Annotated in this window: 19 protein-coding genes; 17 read left to right on the top strand and 2 right to left on the bottom strand. The window is 73.7% G+C overall.

Annotated elements, in window-relative coordinates; genetic code table 11:
- From VIM19_01580 to VIM19_01545, 8 genes are all read left to right on the top strand, one after another.
- A partial coding sequence (locus tag VIM19_01580) for an efflux RND transporter periplasmic adaptor subunit (protein HEY5183603.1) occupies window positions 1-1128 on the top strand: 1128 nt, incomplete at its 5' end.
- Between the two features lies 1 nt (window position 1129).
- The gene (locus VIM19_01575) at window positions 1130-1822 is read left to right on the top strand and encodes an ABC transporter ATP-binding protein (GenBank protein HEY5183602.1); all 693 of its coding nucleotides are present in this window, start codon (window positions 1130-1132) and stop codon (window positions 1820-1822) included.
- A complete protein-coding gene (locus tag VIM19_01570) occupies window positions 1819-3003 on the top strand; it encodes an ABC transporter permease (GenBank protein ID HEY5183601.1) in 1185 nt (394 codons plus the stop codon). The genes VIM19_01575 and VIM19_01570 overlap by 4 nt, the downstream gene beginning before the upstream one ends.
- A gap of 46 nt (window positions 3004-3049) precedes the next feature.
- Window positions 3050-4246: an acetoin utilization protein AcuC gene (locus VIM19_01565; GenBank protein HEY5183600.1), complete on the top strand. Its 1197-nt coding sequence runs from the start codon at window positions 3050-3052 to the stop codon at window positions 4244-4246.
- 137 nt (window positions 4247-4383) lie between these two features.
- Complete coding sequence (locus tag VIM19_01560; protein HEY5183599.1) at window positions 4384-4593, top strand: helix-turn-helix domain-containing protein; 210 nt, start codon at window positions 4384-4386, stop codon at window positions 4591-4593.
- A gap of 74 nt (window positions 4594-4667) precedes the next feature.
- On the top strand, window positions 4668-4766 hold the full coding sequence (locus tag VIM19_01555) for an AURKAIP1/COX24 domain-containing protein (protein ID HEY5183598.1): 99 nt from the start codon (window positions 4668-4670) through the stop codon (window positions 4764-4766).
- A 7-nt stretch (window positions 4767-4773) separates the two neighbouring features.
- Window positions 4774-5814 (top strand): SDR family oxidoreductase, encoded by a 1041-nt coding sequence (locus tag VIM19_01550; GenBank protein ID HEY5183597.1) that lies wholly within the window; start codon window positions 4774-4776, stop codon window positions 5812-5814.
- A complete protein-coding gene (locus VIM19_01545) occupies window positions 5807-6856 on the top strand; it encodes a lysophospholipid acyltransferase family protein (protein ID HEY5183596.1) in 1050 nt (349 codons plus the stop codon). The genes VIM19_01550 and VIM19_01545 overlap by 8 nt, the downstream gene beginning before the upstream one ends.
- A 43-nt stretch (window positions 6857-6899) precedes the next feature.
- Here the strand turns inward: VIM19_01545 and VIM19_01540 are convergent, their stop codons facing one another.
- The gene (locus VIM19_01540; protein HEY5183595.1) at window positions 6900-7778 is read right to left on the bottom strand and encodes an HAD-IB family hydrolase; all 879 of its coding nucleotides are present in this window, start codon (window positions 7776-7778) and stop codon (window positions 6900-6902) included.
- Window positions 7779-7807: 29 nt separating this feature from the next.
- On the opposite strand from VIM19_01540, the gene VIM19_01535 reads away from it, so the two are divergent.
- The 9 genes from VIM19_01535 (at window position 7808) to hemB (ending at window position 16484) form a co-directional block, all read left to right on the top strand.
- Window positions 7808-9298, top strand: coding sequence for an AMP-binding protein (locus VIM19_01535; GenBank protein ID HEY5183594.1), 1491 nt, complete (start codon window positions 7808-7810; stop codon window positions 9296-9298).
- Complete coding sequence (locus VIM19_01530) at window positions 9295-9564, top strand: glutaredoxin family protein (GenBank protein ID HEY5183593.1); 270 nt, start codon at window positions 9295-9297, stop codon at window positions 9562-9564. Before VIM19_01535 ends, VIM19_01530 begins: the two co-directional genes overlap by 4 nt.
- A gap of 28 nt (window positions 9565-9592) precedes the next feature.
- A complete protein-coding gene (efeU, locus tag VIM19_01525) occupies window positions 9593-10438 on the top strand; it encodes an iron uptake transporter permease EfeU (protein ID HEY5183592.1) in 846 nt (281 codons plus the stop codon).
- The gene (locus tag VIM19_01520; GenBank protein ID HEY5183591.1) at window positions 10435-10803 is read left to right on the top strand and encodes a cupredoxin domain-containing protein; all 369 of its coding nucleotides are present in this window, start codon (window positions 10435-10437) and stop codon (window positions 10801-10803) included. Before efeU ends, VIM19_01520 begins: the two co-directional genes overlap by 4 nt.
- A gap of 131 nt (window positions 10804-10934) precedes the next feature.
- Window positions 10935-11627 (top strand): redox-sensing transcriptional repressor Rex, encoded by a 693-nt coding sequence (locus VIM19_01515; protein HEY5183590.1) that lies wholly within the window; start codon window positions 10935-10937, stop codon window positions 11625-11627.
- Complete coding sequence (locus VIM19_01510; GenBank protein ID HEY5183589.1) at window positions 11624-12949, top strand: glutamyl-tRNA reductase; 1326 nt, start codon at window positions 11624-11626, stop codon at window positions 12947-12949. Before VIM19_01515 ends, VIM19_01510 begins: the two co-directional genes overlap by 4 nt.
- Window positions 12946-13875 (top strand): hydroxymethylbilane synthase, encoded by a 930-nt coding sequence (gene hemC / locus VIM19_01505; GenBank protein ID HEY5183588.1) that lies wholly within the window; start codon window positions 12946-12948, stop codon window positions 13873-13875. The genes VIM19_01510 and hemC overlap by 4 nt, the downstream gene beginning before the upstream one ends.
- Complete coding sequence (locus tag VIM19_01500) at window positions 13872-15497, top strand: uroporphyrinogen-III synthase (GenBank protein ID HEY5183587.1); 1626 nt, start codon at window positions 13872-13874, stop codon at window positions 15495-15497. The genes hemC and VIM19_01500 overlap by 4 nt, the downstream gene beginning before the upstream one ends.
- A gap of 3 nt (window positions 15498-15500) precedes the next feature.
- The gene (hemB, locus tag VIM19_01495; GenBank protein HEY5183586.1) at window positions 15501-16484 is read left to right on the top strand and encodes a porphobilinogen synthase; all 984 of its coding nucleotides are present in this window, start codon (window positions 15501-15503) and stop codon (window positions 16482-16484) included.
- On the opposite strand, the gene VIM19_01490 is transcribed toward hemB, so the two are convergent.
- A partial coding sequence (locus tag VIM19_01490) for a hypothetical protein (GenBank protein ID HEY5183585.1) occupies window positions 16481-16780 on the bottom strand: 300 nt, incomplete at its 5' end. The genes hemB and VIM19_01490 overlap by 4 nt on opposite strands.

Genomic DNA, 16780 nt, shown 5'->3' with positions numbered 1-16780 from the left:
CAGCAGGTGACCGCGGGCCAGGTGCTGGTCCGGCTGTCCAGCCCGCAGGCCACCTCCGCGCTGGCCCAGGCCCAACAGGCCGACGCCGCGGCCGCCGCGTCCGCCAACGTCGCCCTGCCCCGGGTCGACGCAAGCGGGCTGGCTGCGGCGGACGCGGCGGCGCAGCAGTCCTTCGCCTCGGCCAAGGCGGCTGCCGAGCAGATCCCGGACGCCACCCTGCGGGCCCAGGCGCTGGCCCAGATCGCGACCGCGCAGGCGCAGTACGCCAGCGCCCGGGTCGCGGCCCAGCGGGCGGTGGCCAATGCCAACTCCGGCATCGCCGGCCTCGAGGCGGTCGCCTCGTCGCTGGCGCAGACGCAGCGGGCCTCGACCAGTGCGGCCCTGGCCGTCGCTCAGGCCACCGTCGACGCGCTGGTCGTCAAGGCGCCCATCGCCGGCACCGTGGTGCTCGGCGGCGTCGCGTCCGGCGGCGGTTCCTCGGACGTCTCCTCGCTGGTGAGCCAGCTGCCGTCGTCCGTGCAGGGCCAGGCGCAGTCGCTGCTCGGCGGCAGCTCGAGCTCGTCGGTGACCAGCGGGGCGCTGACGGTCGGCATGCCGGTGAGCAGCGGATCGACCCTGCTCAGCGTCACCGACGTCTCGACGATGTCACTGGTGGCGACCGTCGACGAGACCGACGTGCTCACGGTCAAACCGGGCATCGAGGCCGACGTCAGCCTGGACGCGGTGCCCGACGCCAGCTATGCGGGCACGGTCACGTCAGTGGACCTCGCGCCCACGACGTCGTCGCGTGGCGGGGTCTCCTACGTCGTGCGGCTGTCCCTCGGCGGTGGCACGACCGCGTCGGGCGACCCCGCACCGGCCCCGCGACCCGGGATGTCCGCGGTGGCCTCGTTGCGGGTGCTGACGGCCAAGGCCGCCGTCGCCGTCCCGGCCGCCGCGGTCTTCCGGGACGGCGACCGGGACGCGGTGTGGGTCGTGGAGAACGGCGTCGCCCACCGCCGCTTCGTCGTCCTCGGCGCGCAGGGCGAGTCGCAGGTCCAGATCTCCAGCGGGCTGGCCGTGGGCGAGCGGGTCGTGGTCAAGGGGGCCGACAAGGTGACCGAGGGCCAGCAGGTCGAGGGCGGGTAGCGTGACCTCGTCTGCCATCGAGGCCGTGGACGTCACCCGGGTCTACCAGCTCGAGGGCGTGGAGGTCGCGGCGCTGCGCGGGGTGTCGCTGCGGGTGCAGGCGGGGGAGTACATCGCGGTGGTCGGCCCGTCCGGGTCGGGCAAGTCCACCCTCATGCACCTGCTCGGCTGCCTGGACAAGCCGTCGTCGGGTGTGCTGCGGATCGGTGGCAGCGACATCACCGAGCTCGCGCCGAACGACCTGGCCGAGCTGCGCAACCGCACCATCGGGTTCGTCTTCCAGTCCTTCCAGCTGCTGCCCCGGACGTCGGCCACGGACAACGTGGCGCTGCCCCTAGTGTACCGGGGCGTCCGCAGGCCGGAGCGGGTGGAGCGGGCCGTGGCCGCGCTGGAGTCGGTCGGCCTCGGGCACCGGCTGCGCCACCGGCCGGCCCAGATGTCCGGCGGCGAGCAGCAGCGGGTGGCCATCGCCAGGGCGCTCGTCGGCGACCCGCAGGTGCTGCTCGCCGACGAGCCGACCGGCAACCTGGACACCGCCAGCGGGGCCGAGCTGATGGGCATCCTGGAGCGGCTGAACCGGGAGCGCGGGGTGGCCGTCGTCCTGGTCACCCATGACCACGACATCGCCGCGCGGGCCCGCCGCCAGGTGTACGTGCGGGACGGGCTCATCGAACGGGACACCGCAGCCGGATGAGGGTGCGCGAGGCGTTCGGCGCCGCCTGGGACGCGCTGCTGGCGAACCGGCTGCGCAGCGGGCTGACCATGCTCGGCGTGATCATCGGGGTGGCGGCGGTCGTCGTCCTGGTGGCGATCGGCAGCGGGGCCAAGCGCGAGGTGGAGCAGCAGGTCCAGGGGCTCGGCTCGAACCTGATCCTCGTGGTGCCGGGCGAGTTCTCCTTCGGCACCACGCCGACCCTGAGCCGACTGACCCTGGCGGACGTCGACTACGTGGGGCGCATCGTCGGCGACCGGTCCGCGGTAGCGACGACGCTGAGCTCCGGCGAGGACGTCCGGGTCGGGGCCAACGACGTGTTCGTGACGGTCAACGGCACCAACGAGAACGTGCCCAACGTGCTCGACCGGCCGCTGGCCAGGGGGCGGTTCCTCAGCCGGGCCGACGTCGACACCCGGCGCCGGGTCGCAGTCCTGGGGTCCGACGTGGCCGCCGAGCTGTTCGGCGACGTCGAGCCGCTGGGCCGGCAGGTGTCCATCGCCGGGGTGCGGTTCCGGGTGATCGGGGTGTTCGCCTCGCAGGGCTCGACGTTCGGGGTCAGCCGGGACAAGGAGATCAGCATCCCGGTCACGGCGGCGCAGCGGCTGTTCGGCGTCGACCGCATCGACGGGCTCGCCGTGAAGGCCCCGACCATCGACTCGATCCCCCCGCTGCAGAGCCGCATCGTCAGCGGGCTCGAGCAGAAGTACCCGGGCGAGAAGTTCTCGGCGGTCACCCAGACCCAAATCCTGGGCACCATCGGCACGATCCTCAGCCTGCTCACCCTCGTGCTGGCCGCGATCGCTGCCATCTCGCTGCTCGTCGGCGGCGTCGGCGTCTCGAACATCATGCTCGTGTCGGTCCGGGAGCGGACCAGGGAGATCGGGCTGCGCAAGGCGCTCGGGGCCAAGCATCGCGACATCACCGCGCAGTTCCTCATCGAGGCGGTGCTGCTCACCACCCTGGGCGGTGGCCTCGGGATGGCGCTGGGCGTCGGCGCCGCGGTGCTGGCCGACACCTTCTCGCCGCTGCCCGCGGTCGTCGCCTGGTGGTCGCTGCTGCTGGCCTTCGGAGTGTCGGTCGGTGTGGGGGTGTTCTTCGGTGTCGTCCCGGCCCGCCGGGCCGGCCGGCTGGACCCGGTCGTTGCGCTGCGCAGCGAGTGAGCACGGTGGTCGCAGGGCCCGCGGGGTCCGCCGGTAGCGTGCGGCTATGAGCGAGCGCGTCACCTTCGTCTGGGACGACCGGATGGCCGCCTACAACTTCGGGCCCGGCCACCCGTTGGCCCCGGTGCGCGTTGAGCTCGCGGTCCGGCTCGCCCGCGACCTCGGGCTGCTGGACGGGCCGAACGTCGTCGAGAAGACCGCCGACCTGGCCACTGACGACGAGCTCATGCTGGTGCACACGGCCGACTACCTGGAGGCCGTCCGGCGCGCCGCCGAGAACCCAAGCACGGTCGACCTCGGGCACGGCTTGGGCACCGAGGACGACCCGGTGTTCCCTGGCATGCACGACGCCGCGGCCCACGTGGTCGGGGCCAGCCTGGTGGCCATGCGCTCGGTGTGGGGCCCGGACGCAGACTCCGAGCACGCGATCAACATCGCGGGCGGGCTGCACCACGCGATGGCGTCGTCGGCGTCCGGGTTCTGCATCTACAACGACGTGGCGGTGGCCATCGCCTGGGCGCTGGCCAACGGCGCCGAGCGGGTCGCCTACGTCGACATCGACGTCCACCACGGGGACGGCGTCGAGCGGGCGTTCTGGCGCGACCCCCGGGTGCTGACCATCTCGCTGCACGAGACGCCGCGCACCCTGTTCCCCGGCACCGGCTACCCGCAGGAGATCGGCGGTCCCGGGGCCGAGGGCACCGCGGTGAACGTCGCGCTGCCCCCCGGCACCGGGGACGAGGGCTGGCTGCGCGCCTTCCACGCCGTCGTCCCCCAGCTGATCGATTCGTTCCAGCCCCAGCTGCTGGTGACCCAGCACGGCTGTGACAGTCACTTCCTGGACCCGCTGGCGCATCTGGCGCTGACCGTGGACGGGCAGCGCTCGGCCTACCGGACGCTGCACTCGCTCGCGCACGACCACGCCGACGGACGCTGGGTGGCGTTCGGTGGCGGCGGGTACGAGCACGTCGAGGTGGTGCCCAGGGCCTGGGCGCACCTCATCGGTGAGGTGGTCGGACGCCGGGTGGACCCGGCCACGGCCGTCCCCGCCGGGTGGACCGAGTACGTGCTCGAGCGGCTCGGCCGGACCGGGCCGGGCCACATGACCGACGGCGCCGAGCCGGTCGTCCGGCGGTGGAGCTCCGGCTACGACCCGCACGACGACCTGCTCGACCGCGCGGTCGCGGCCACCCGCAGCGCGGTGTTCCCGCTGCACGGGCTGGACCCCGACCTCGACCTGTAGCGAGGGGTCACGCTTCGTGTTTGCGCATTCCCCTCCCGCGACCGCGCCGGTCGTCACTACCATCGAGCGAACGCGTCCGTGACCTGCGACGGTGGGGAGCCGTTGCGGCGGAGGCACAGACGAAGGTGCGGTGCGCGATGGCGTCAGGATCGGGGGACCAGCCCCTGTCTGAGGTGCGCTTCCTGACGGTGGCCGAGGTGGCCGGCATCATGCGCGTGTCGAAGATGACCGTGTACCGGCTGGTCCATGCCGGTGACCTGCCGGCGATCCGGGTGGGCCGCTCGTTCCGGGTGCCCGAGCAGGCCGTGCACGACTACCTGCGGGACTCCTTCGTCGAGACCGCCTGAGCGACTCGGACGTGGCCGCACACCCCGTGCCGGTAGGCTGAGGGCCGCATCCACCGGAAGACATCGAGGACACCGTGGGCTCCGTCATCAAGAAGCGTCGCAAGCGCATGGCCAAGAAGAAGCACCGCAAGCTGCTCAAGAAGACGCGCGTGCAGCGCCGCAACAAGAAGTAGCCCTGCCATGGCCGGCCAGACCCGAGTCGTGCTCGTCACTGGCGTGGCGCGCTACTTGGGCGGCCGGCTTGCTCGGATGCTCACCGAGGACCCGAAGATCGACCGGGTCATCGGGGTCGACGTCGTGCCCCCGCGTGACGACATCGGCGAGGCCGAGTTCGTCCGGGCCGACATCCGCAACCCGATCATCGCGAAGGTCATCGCGAGCGCCGAGGTCGACACCGTCGTTCACATGAGCGTCCTGGCCCAGCCCGGCAGTGCCGGCGGCCGGATGATCATGAAAGAGGTCAATGTCATCGGCACCATGCAGCTGCTGGCTGCCTGCCAGAAGGCGCCCTCGGTGCGCAAGCTCGTGGTGAAGTCGTCGTCGACCGTCTACGGCTCCTCGCCCAAGGACCCGGCCATGTTCACCGAGGACATGGAGCCGAAGGCGCTGCCGCGGGCCGGCTTCGCCAAGGATTCGGTCGAGGTGGAGGGGTACGTCCGGGGGTTCGCCCGGCGCCGGCCGGACGTTACGGTCACCGTGCTGCGCTTCGCGAACTTCCTGGGGCCCCGGATCGAGACCCCGATGTCCGCGTACTTCTCGCTGCCGGTCGTGCCGACGGTGCTCGGCTTCGACCCGCGGTTGCAGTTCGTGCACGAAGAGGACGGGCTCGAGGTGCTGCGCCGCACCACGGTGACCGACCACCCCGGCACCTTCAACATCGCCGGCGACGGTGTGATGCTGCTTTCCCAGGCCGTGCACCGGGCCGGCCGCCCGACGCTGCCGTTGTTCGCGCCGTTCGTCTCCTCCATCGGCGGGCTGGTGCGCCGGGCCCGGGTGGTCGACTTCTCCCCCGAGCAGCTGCGCTTCCTCACCTACGGCCGCGGGCTGGACACCACCCGGATGCGTAGCCGACTCGGCTTCGAGCCGCAGTGGACGACGTCGGACACCTTCGACGACTTCGTGCGGGCGCACCAGCTGAACCGGCACCTGCCGCCGTCGACGGTCGAGGCCGTCGAGGACCGGCTGGCTGCGGTGCTCGTGGGGAGCCGGTCCGATGGCTGAGGCGAAGGTGATCCCGATCGGGGACGGCGACCCGGCCAAGCCGCGCCGTCCGCGGGCGAAGAAGGCCGACCGGCCCACCCCACCGCAGGCACCGGTCGAGCCTGCGCCGGTCGAGCCTCCTGCGCCCGAGCGGCCGCCGCTGAGCGAGGCCGAGCGGGTCCGCGCCGCGGTGGCCGAGGCGCTGCAGCCGCTGCCCGCCGGCGCCGACCTCGACGCCAAGGTGGCCGCGGCGTTGGCCTTCCTGCGCCGCCGGATCACCGGCGACTACGTCGTCGACGACTTCGGCTTCGACCCCGAGCTGGCCGACAAGGTGCTGTTCGCGGCGCTGCGACCGCTCTACAACTCGTGGTTCCGGGTGGAGACCCGCGGCCTGGAGAACGTGCCGGACACCGGCGGCGCGCTGGTGGTGGCCAACCACTCGGGAACCATCGCGATCGACGCGGTGATGACCCAGCTGGCGCTGCTGGACCACCACCCGGCCCGCCGTCCGCTGCGGATGCTCGGCGCGAACCTGGTGTTCTCCACCCCCGTGGTCAGCGAGTTCGCCCGCAAGACCGGCGGCACGCTGGCCTGCAACGAGGACGCCGAGCGGCTGCTGCGCCGCGGTGAGCTTGTGGGCGTGTGGCCGGAGGGGTTCAAGGGGGTCGGCAAGCCGTTCTCGGAGCGGTACAAGCTGCAGCGGTTCGGCCGCGGCGGGTTCGTCTCCGCGGCGCTGCGCACCAAGGTGCCGATCATCCCGGTCTCGATCGTGGGCGCCGAGGAGATCTACCCGATCGTGGGCAACGCCCGGACCCTGGCCCGGCTGTTCGGGCTGCCGTACTTCCCGCTCACCCCCACGTTCCCCTGGCTCGGGCCGCTGGGCATGGTGCCGCTGCCCAGCAAGTGGATCATCGAGTTCGGGGAGCCGATCCCCACGGACACCTTCGTCGACAGCGCGGCCGACGACCCGATGCTCGTGTTCAACTTGACCGACCAGGTCCGCGAGACCATCCAGCAGACCCTCTACCGGCTGCTCGTCCAGCGCCGCAGCGTCTTCTTCTGACCCTCGGGCGCGCTGGGCGGCGCACTCGTGCGTGACGGGTGGGTCAGGGCGGCGGCGGTTGGCGGCGGTGGCGGTCGATGGCGACCGCCGTGGCCGCGATCCCGGCGACCGTTCCCGCAGCGGCCATCACCGGCAGCCCGATCTTGGCGGCCTTGCGACCGGTGCGGTAGTCGTACACACGCCAGCCCAGGTCGCGTGCGTGCCGCAGCAGCTTGGTGTCCGGGTTGATCGCGCACGGGTCGCCGACGAGCGAGAGCATCGGGATGTCGTTGGAGGAGTCGGAGTACGCGCCGCAGCGCTGCAGGTCCAGGCCCTCGCGCGCGGCCAGCGCGCGCACCGCCTCCGCCTTGGCCGGGCCGTGCAGCGGCTTGCCGACCAGCCGACCGGTGTAGACGCCGTTGCGGGTCTCCGACACGGTGCCGAGCGCCCCGGTGAGCCCCAGCCGCTTGGCGATGACCGAGGCCATCTCGACCGGCGCGGCGGACACCAGCCACACCCGCTGGCCGGCGTCCAGGTGTGCCCGGGCCAGCGTCAGGGTGCCGGGGTAGAGCTTGCCGCCGATCGACTCGTCGAAGATCTCCCTGGCCAGCTGGACCATCTCGGACACCTGGTGGCCCTCGACGAAGCTGAGCGCCGCCTCGGTCGCGTCCGCCATGTCGGCGAGGTCCTCCTGGCCGAACACCCGGAACTTCACCTGGTCGCTGGCGAAGCCGACGACGTCGCGGACCGTGAAGAACTTGCGCCGGGCCAGCCCCCTGGCCAGGTGGTAGATCGAGGCGCCGCGCACGACCGTGTTGTCGAGGTCGAAGAAGGCGGCGGCCGTCGGGTCGGGCGGGGCCGTCAGGGCCGCCTCGACCTCGGCCACGGCGGCCGCGGCCTGGCCGGCGACGACCGCAGGGGCGAGTTCGGAACGCTCGGCCATGGGCCATGAGCGTATGGGAGACTCCGAACGTGGGAGCCAATCTCGCCGATCTGGTGCGGGCCGCGGCGGGCCAGCGGCCCGACCATGCGGCGGTGCTGGACGGCGAGCGGACGCTGACCTGGGCCCAGGTCGACGCCCAGGTCGACACGGTGGGGGCCGGGCTGCAGGGGCTCGGGCTGGCGCCCGGCGACCGGGTGGCCATCGTGCTGGGCAACTGCGCCGAGTTCGTGACCACCTACTTCGGCGCGCTGCGGGTCGGGCTGGTCGCGGTCCCGGTGAACACCGGCTCCACCGAGCCCGAGATCGCGCACCTGCTCGCCGACTCCGGGGCCCGCGCGGTCGTCTTCGACCGGACGGCGGCCACGGCGGTCCGCGCCCGGCCGGCCGCGGACGGACCCGTCCGGGTCGTCGTCGGGGCCCCGGCGCCCGGCGAGACCGCGTACGGCTCGTTCACCGGCCAGCCCCGCCCGCACGACACCGGTGCCGAGGACCTCGCCGTCCTGCTCTACACGTCCGGCACGAGCGGCCGGAGCCGCGCGGCGATGCTCACCCACCGGGCCATGCTGGCCAGCGTCGAGCAGGTCCACGGGCTGGCCGTCCCGGCCGTGGTCCCGGACGACGTGGTGCTGCTCGTGCTGCCGATGTTCCACATCTACGCGCTCAACGGCACCCTCGCGCAGGTGGCCCGGGTCGCGGCGACCGTCGTCCTCGTCGACCGGTTCGATCCGGCCGAGACGCTGCGGGTCGTGCGCGAGCGCGGGATTACCAACATCCCCGGGGCGCCGCCGATGTACGTCGCCTGGTCGGGGCAGCCCGACCTGCGGCAGGCGTTCCGTGGGGTCCGGCTGCTGGTCACCGGCGCCGCACCCGTGCCGGCCGCCGTCCTCGACCAAATCGCCACCACCACCGGGATGCCCGTCTACGAGGGGTACGGGCTCACCGAGGCGGCGCCGGGCGTGAGCAGCACCCTGGTCCGCGGGCAGGCCAAGCCGGGCTCGGTCGGGACCCCGCTGCCCGGGGTCGAGGTGCGGCTGGTCGACGAGGACGGCGAGGGCGTCGAGGAGGGCGACCCCGGCGAGATCTGGGTGCGCGGCCCCAACCTGTTCTCCGGGTACTGGCCGGACGGCAGCGACGGGCCGGACGCCGACGGCTGGTTCGCCACCGGCGATGTCGCCTACCTGGACGACGACGGCGACCTGGTGCTGGTCGACCGGCGCAAGGAGTTGATCATCGTCAGCGGGTTCAACGTCTACCCGCGCGAGGTCGAGGACGCCATCGCCAGCCATCCGGACGTCGCCGAGGTGGCCGTCATGGGGGTGTCGCACCCCTACTCGGGCGAGGCGGTGAAGGCCTACATCGTGCTCCGGCCGGGCGCTGAGCTGACCGCCGAGGAGCTGCACGAGCACGTGGCCACCCGGCTGGCCCGGTTCAAGTGGCCGACCATCGTGCAGTTCGTGGAGCGGCTGCCGCACTCCCCAGTGGGCAAGGTGAGCAAGCACCGGCTGCGGGAGGTCCCTTGACGGCGCCGCGGGTGCGCCTGCTCGGCCGCCCCGGCTGTCACCTGTGCGACGACGCCAGGGCGGTCGTCGCCCGGGTCTGCGCCGAGCTGGGGGTGGGGTGGGCTGAGCAGGACATCACCGGCGACCCCGACCTGCTCGAGCGGTACTGGGAGCAGATCCCGGTCACCTTCGTGGACGGCGAGCAGCACGACTTCTGGCGGGTGGACGAGCGGCGGCTGCGCGGCGCGCTGGCCGCAGTTGACAGGGCCGGGGACCGGCGTGGTTAGGTATGCCTAACCTAACGAAGGTGAAGTCGTGGTCGCCAACTTCCTGATCGGCCTGCGCGAGGGCCTCGAGGCGTCGCTGGTCGTCAGCATCCTGGTGGCCTACCTGGTGCGCACCGGGCGCCGGGACCGGCTGCCCCTCGTCTGGGCCGGCGTCGCCGCCGCGGTGGGTCTCAGCGTGGGGTCCGCGGCGCTGCTCACCTACACCGAGGCCACCGTGCTGCGCTCGGACGAGTCGAAGGAGGTCTTCGCCGGCGTGCTGTCGGTGGTCGCCGTCGGCTTCGTCACCTGGATGATCTTCTGGATGCGGCGGGCGTCCCGGGGGATCGGCAAGGAGCTGCAGGGCAAGCTGGACGCCGCAGTGGCGATGGGCTCGCTGGCCGTCGTCCTGATGGCCTTCCTCGCGGTGGCCCGTGAGGGCCTGGAGACCGCCCTGTTCATGTTCACCGCGGTGCAGGCGGCCGGCTCGACCGTGGGGCCGCTCATCGGCTTCGCGCTCGGCATCGGCACCTCGGTGGCGCTGGGCTGGCTGCTGTACCGCAAGGCGGTCACCATCAACCTCGCCACCTTCTTCAAGATCACCGGGGTGCTGCTGATCTTCGTGGCGGCCGGGGTGCTGGCGTACGGCGTCCACGACCTGCAGGAGGGCGGGGTGCTGCCCGGCGCCGACTCCCTCGCCTTCGACGTGACCGCCCAGGTCCCACCCGGCTCCTGGTACGGCACCCTGCTCAGGGGCATCTTCAACTTCAGCCCGCAGACCACCTGGCTGCAGCTGGTCGTCTGGGTCGGCTACGTGGTCCCGGTCCTGTACCTGTTCCTGCGCCCGGCCAGGACGCCGGCCAGCTCACCGGTCCCGGCGCGCGCCGAGGCCTCGTGAGGCTCGCCCTGGGGTCCGCGGCCGCGGCGGTGCTGGTCGCCGGGGCGGCACTGACCGGCTGTTCAACCGGCAGCGACGCCCGCGGCAGCGTGCACGTGGTGGCCACCGACACCAGCTGCGCGGTCGACGGCACCACGCTCACCGCGGGGACCTGGACGTTCGAGGTGTCCAACCAGGGGCGCGCGGTGACCGCCTTCAGCATCGAGGGCGCGAGCGGCGTCGTCGGCGACCAGCTGCGCGACCTGGCCCCGGGGGCCACCAAGACGGTCACCGTCGCGCTCGCCGTGGGCGACTACGACGCAGTCTGTCGGCCCGGGCAGTCCGGCGGCGGCGTGCGGCAGCAGCTGATCGTGAGCTCGCGCTAGCCGTCCGGCCGACCCGGCCGGGCGGCCTCCCGCGCTCGTGACTTTGTTCGTTCGTTCACAAGTGACTTACCCTGCGTGTGGGTGGCCGCGCGCCGAGAGCAGCGGCGCCCTTCGCCTCCAGGAGTCGCCGCGTGAGCCGTCGTCCCGTCGATCCCCGGGCTGCCCGCAGCCGCGGGATCCCGGAGGCCACGGTCGCCCGGCTGCCGGTGTACCACCGCGCACTGCTGGCCCTCGGCGAGAGCGGGGTGCGCACCGTCTCCTCCGAGGAGCTGGCCACGGCCGCCGGGGTGAACTCCCCGAAGCTGCGCAAGGACCTGTCGCACCTGGGCTCCTACGGCACCCGCGGGGTCGGCTACGACGTCGACTACCTGATCTACCAGATCGCCCGTGAGCTGGGTCTCACCCAGGACTGGGCCGTGGTCATCGTGGGTGTCGGCAACCTCGGGCGGGCGCTGGCCAACTACGGCGGGTTCGCCGGCCGGGGCTTCCGGATCGTCGGTTTGGTGGACGCCGACCCCGCGCGGGTGGGCGAGCAGGTCGCCGGCGTGCCGGTGACCCACCTGGGGCGGCTCGAGGGCCTGGTGCAGTCCACCCGGGCCACCATCGGAGTGATCGCGGTGCCCGGCCCGGCGGCCCAGCAGGTCTGCGACCGGCTGATCGCGGCGGGCGTGACCAGCATCCTCAACTTCGCCCCGGTGCCGCTCGTGGTGCCCGCCGGGGTCGACGTGCGTGAGGTGGATCTGGGTGTCGAGCTGCAGATCCTGGCCTTCCACGAGCAGCGCAAGGCCGACGCCGCCGTCCCTGCCCTGGCGGCCGGCCGATGAGCCTCGTCGTCGTCGGCCTGTCGCACCGCAGCGCGCCCGTCGACCTGCTGGAGGCCGCCGCGGTCGGGCCGGACGACCTGCCCGGCTTCGTCAAGCAGGTCGGCGACGGGCCGCACGTGGCCGAGTCGGCAGTCGTGTCGACCTGCAACCGGGTCGAGCTGTACGCCGACGTGCGGGCGTTCCACGCCGGTGTGGGCGAGCTGACCTCGCTGCTGGCGCAGCGGACCGGCCGTTCGGTCGAGGAGCTCAGCCCGCACCTGTACGTGCACTACGAGGACGCCGTCCTGCAGCACCTGTACTCGGTCGTGTGCGGGCTGGACTCGATGGTGGTCGGCGAGACCCAAATCCTCGGCCAGGTGCGCAACGGCCTGGCCGTGGCGCAGGCCGCGGGATCCGCGGGCCGGGTGCTCAACGACGTGTTCCAGCAGGCGCTGCGGGTCGGCAAGCGCGCGCACAGCGAGACCGGCATCGACCAGGCCGGGTCGGCGGTGGTGACGCTGGGGCTGGGGCTGGCCCAGCGGGCCCTGGACGGGTTGGCCGGCCGGCGCAGCCTCGTCGTGGGGGCCGGGTCGATGAGCTCCATCGCGGCGACCCAGCTGGCCCGGCTCGGCCTGGGGGACATCGTCATCGTCAACCGTACCTCTGAGCACGCCGAGCGGCTGGCCGAGCAGGTCGGCGGTCGCGCGGTCGCCATGGAGCGGCTCGAGCAGGAGCTGCACGAGGCGGACGTCGTGGTGTCCTGCACCGGAGCGACCGGGTTCGTGCTCGCCGCCGAGGCGGTGACCCGGGCGCACGCCGCCCGGGGTGGCCGGCCGCTGTTCTTCCTCGACCTGGCCCTGCCGCGGGACGTCGACCCGGACGTCCACGGCCTGGACCGGGTGACCCTCGTCGACCTCGAGGACCTCGGCGCCCTGCTGGTCGAGCACGGGCACGCGGCGGACATCGAGGCGGTGCGGGCCATCGTCGCCGAGGAGGTCGCCGCGGGCCTGCAGCAGCGACAGGGCGACCGGGTGTCCCCGACGATCAAGGCGCTGCGCCAGAAGGCCGCCGAGGTCATCGACGCCGAGCTGACCCGCTTCGACGGGCGCCGGCCGAACCTGTCCCAGGACGACCGCAGTGAGGTCGAGCAGACCGTCCGCCGGGTCGTGGACAAGCTGCTGCACACGCCGACCGTCCGGGTCAAGGAGCTGGCCACCGAACCCGCCGGGCTGGCCTACGCCGAGGCGCTGCACGCCCTGTTCGACCTGGACCCGCTGCGCTACCGCGAGGTCACCACAGCCGACGTGCACGTGCTCGAGGTCGACGGCGAGGAGGCGCTGTGAGCGCCCCCCTGCGGCTGGGCACCCGAGGCAGCGCCCTGGCCACCGCCCAGTCCGGCCACATCGCGGCCGCCCTCACTCAGCTCACCAGGACCGAGGTCGGGCTGGTCACGATCACCACGCCCGGGGACACCTCGACCGCGTCGCTGGCCCAGATCGGCGGGACCGGGGTCTTCGTCTCAGCGCTGCGCGACGCCGTCCTCGACGGCCGGGTCGACCTCGCTGTGCACTCGCTGAAGGACCTCCCGACCGCCCCGGCCGAGGGCCTCGCGCTGGCCGTGGTGCCGCTGCGGGAGGACCCGCGCGACGCGCTCGTGGCCCGCGACCGGATGACACTGCTCGACCTGCCTGCCGGGTCCCGGATCGGCACCGGGTCGCCCCGCCGGGCCGCCCAGCTCCGGGCGCTCGGGCGCGACTTCGACATCGTCGACGTCCGCGGCAACGTGGACACCCGGCTGTCCAGGGTCGGGCCGGGCGACCTGGACGCCGTGGTGCTGGCCGCGGCCGGGCTGGCCCGGCTGGGCCGCTCCGACGCCGTCACCGAGCTGATCGACCCGATCCAGATGCTCCCGGCCCCCGGCCAGGGAGCACTCGCGGTGGAGGTGCGCGCCGACCGCGCCGACCTGCTCGCCGCGTTCGCCCCGCTCGACGACCCCGGGACCCGGGCGTCCGTCACGGCGGAGCGGGCCGTTCTGGCCGGCCTCGAGGCCGGCTGCTCGGCACCCGTCGGCGCGTTCGCCCTGCTGGCCGAGGGCGACGCCGGCGAGCCCGAGTTGTTCCTTCGCGCAGTGGTCGCGTCGCCCGACGGCGGCAGGCTGCTGCGTCTGTCCACCACTGGTTCCCCGGCCGAGGCAGACGCCCTCGGCCACCGGCTAGCCGTTGCGCTGCTGGACGAGGGAGCCGAATCACTGGGGGTTGGCGTCAGGTGAACAGTCCCGACCAGACGAGTCGTACTCGCCGCAAGGGGGCGCCGGCCAAGCCGGTCGCCTTCGTCGGCGCCGGACCGGGCGATCCCGGCCTGCTCACGGTGCGAGGCGCCGCGCTGCTGGCCGCCGCGGACGTCGTGGTGCACGACGCCGGGGTCGCGCCGGCCGTCCTGGCGCTGGCCCGTCCCGACGCGGAGCTCATCTCGGCGGACTGCGGGGACGACGGCCTGCCCCTCGCGCACGCGGCCAGGGCCAAGCTCGCGGTGGACGCCGCCAAGTGCGGGGCGACCGTCGTCCGGCTGGTCGAGGGGGACCCGGGGCTGTTCGGCGGGCTCGGCGAGGAGGCCAGCGCCTGCCTGCGGGCCAAGGTGCCGTTCGAGGTGGTGCCGGGGGTGTCCGCCTTCACCGCGGCGCCGACCCACGCGGGGTTCCCGCTGACGGCGGCCCACGACCACGACGTGCGCATCGTCGACGCGTCCGGCCCGCCGGTCGACTGGGCCGCGCACGCGCGCCCGCACGTGACGCTGGTGCTCTCCGGCGTGGGCGACCGGCTGGACTCCGTGGCCGCCGCCCTGATCGCGGCCGGCCGGGCACCGGGCACCCCGGTGGCCGCGACCAGGGCCGCCACGACCACCGCGCAGCAGACCGTCGTGTCCACCCTGGACCGCATCGCGGCCGACGTGAGGGCGGCCCGGCTCACCGGGCCGAGCGTCGTCGTGGTGGGCGAGGTCGTGGCCCTGCGCGAGAAGCTGTCCTGGTTCGAGACCAAGCCGCTGTTCGGCTGGCGGGTGCTGGTGCCGCGGACCAAGGAGCAGGCCGGCGTGCTGTCGGACCGGTTGCGGGCCTTTGGTGCGGTGCCTGAGGAGGTCCCGACCATCTCGGTCGAGCCGCCGCGCACGCCGCAGCAGATGGACCGGGCCATCCAGGGCCTGGTCTCCGGCCGCTACCTGTGGGTGGCCTTCACCTCGGTGAACGCCGTCCGCGCGGTGCGGGAGAAGTTCGAGGAGTACGGCCTGGACGCGCGGGCGTTCGCCGGCGTGAAGGTCGCAGCGGTGGGCGGGCAGACCGCCGCGGCGCTGCAGGCCTTCGGCGTGCAGCCGGACCTGGTCCCGACCGGGGACCAGTCCGCGCACGGACTGCTGGAGGACTGGCCGCCCTTCGACCCCGACCTCGACCCGATCGACCGGGTGTTCCTGCCCAGGGCCGACATCGCCACCGAGACCCTCGCCGAGGGCCTGGTCTCCCTCGGCTGGGAGATCGACGACGTGACGGCGTACCGCACCGTGCGGGCAGCGCCCCCGGCCGCCGAGATCCGTGAGGCGATCAAGGGCGGCGGCTTCGACGCGGTCGTGTTCACGTCGTCGTCCACGGTCCGCAACCTGGTGGGTATCGCCGGAAAGCCGCACGCGCGGACCGTCATCGCCTGCATCGGCCCGGCCACCGCCAAGACGGCGGAGGAGCACGGGCTGCGGGTCGATGTGCTCGCCGGCCAGCCGGCCATGGACACCCTGGCCACGGCGCTGGCCGAGTTCGGCGACACCCAGCGGCTGGAGGCCCTGGCCTCGGGTGAGCGGGTGTGGCGGCCCTCGCAGCGCCGGGGCGGCTCCCGGCGCAAGGCGACGTGAGCCATGGGCTTCCCGACCGACCGGCCGCGGCGGCTGCGCCGGACGGCGGCGTTGCGGCGGCTGGTGGCCGAGACCCGGCTGGCCCCGGCGGACCTGGTGCTGCCGGTGTTCGTCAAGGAGGGCCTGTCGCAGCCGCAGCCGGTCGGCGCCATGCCCGGCGTCGTCCAGCACAGCCGGGACTCGCTGCGCCGGGCCGCCGCGGAGGCGGTCGAGGCGGGCGTGGGCGGGCTGATGCTGTTCGGGATCCCGGCGCGCAAGGACGCCCTCGGCAGCCAGGCCGACGCGGACGACGGCATCGTGCAGGCGGCCCTGCGCGACCTGTCCGCCGACCTCGGTGACGCCACCGTGCTGATGGCCGACCTGTGCCTGTGCGAGTACACCGACCACGGCCACTGCGGCCCGCTCACCGCCGGTGGGGAGGTCGACAACGACGCCACCCTCGAGCGCTACGCCGCGGTCGCCGCGGCACAGGCGCGGGCCGGCGCCCAGGTCGTCGCGCCGTCCGGCATGCAGGACGGCCAGGTGGGCACGATCCGCGCGGCCCTGGACGCCGGCGGGCACCCCGAGGTGGCCGTCCTGGCGTACGCCGCGAAGTACGCCTCGGCCTTCTACGGGCCGTTCCGGGAGGCCGCGGAGTCCACCCCCGCGTTCGGTGACCGCCGGGCCTACCAGATGGACCCGGCCAACGGCGACGAGGCGCTGCGCGAGGTGCTGCTCGACCTCGAGGAGGGTGCCGACCTGGTCATGGTCAAGCCCGCGCTGCCGTACCTGGACGTCGTCCGCCGGGTCCGCGACGCCGCGGACGTCCCGGTGGCCGCCTACCAGGTGTCCGGCGAGATGGCCATGGTCGAGGCCGCGGCGGCCAACGGCTGGCTGGAGCGCGACCGCTCGATCCTGGAGACCCTCACCTCGATCCGCCGGGCCGGCGCCGACATCGTGCTGACCTACTGGGCCACCGAGGTGGCCCGGCTGCTGACCAGGGACTAGCCGGGCGGCCGAGCGCCCCGGCAGTGCGCGAGCGTGTCGACGGCGGCCAGGTACTCCGGGCGCCGCAGGAAGCCGCTGTGCCCGACGAGCGGAGGCAGCGAGCCCGACGCGTCCGGCCGCAGCGACACCGGGTCGAGCAGCCGGGTGTCCACCGGGCCGCCCGGCTCGAGCACGAACGAGCCGATCGGGTCGCTCGGGGCCCACAGGTTGCGCCAGCACGGCGCCGTGCGCTCGGCGACGTCGCGCAGTGTGTCCGGGCCTAGGTAGGCCGGGAAGAACCGCGCGTACAGCCGCCG

The organism is Actinomycetes bacterium, from assembly GCA_036510875.1.
Taxonomy (GTDB): domain Bacteria; phylum Actinomycetota; class Actinomycetes; order Prado026; family Prado026; genus DATCDE01.
This window is presented reverse-complemented; position numbering and strand designations above follow the sequence as displayed.

Coding starts and splice junctions, on each gene's coding strand:
- VIM19_01510 (HEY5183589.1), top strand. CDS start 11,624: ATGAGCCTCGTCGTCGTCGGCCTGTCGCACCGCAGCGCGCCCGTCGAC.
- VIM19_01540 (HEY5183595.1), bottom strand. CDS start 7,778: ATGGCCGAGCGTTCCGAACTCGCCCCTGCGGTCGTCGCCGGCCAGGCC.
- hemB (HEY5183586.1), top strand. CDS start 15,501: ATGGGCTTCCCGACCGACCGGCCGCGGCGGCTGCGCCGGACGGCGGCG.
- VIM19_01565 (HEY5183600.1), top strand. CDS start 3,050: ATGAGCGAGCGCGTCACCTTCGTCTGGGACGACCGGATGGCCGCCTAC.
- VIM19_01570 (HEY5183601.1), top strand. CDS start 1,819: ATGAGGGTGCGCGAGGCGTTCGGCGCCGCCTGGGACGCGCTGCTGGCG.
- VIM19_01550 (HEY5183597.1), top strand. CDS start 4,774: ATGGCCGGCCAGACCCGAGTCGTGCTCGTCACTGGCGTGGCGCGCTAC.
- VIM19_01560 (HEY5183599.1), top strand. CDS start 4,384: ATGGCGTCAGGATCGGGGGACCAGCCCCTGTCTGAGGTGCGCTTCCTG.
- VIM19_01545 (HEY5183596.1), top strand. CDS start 5,807: ATGGCTGAGGCGAAGGTGATCCCGATCGGGGACGGCGACCCGGCCAAG.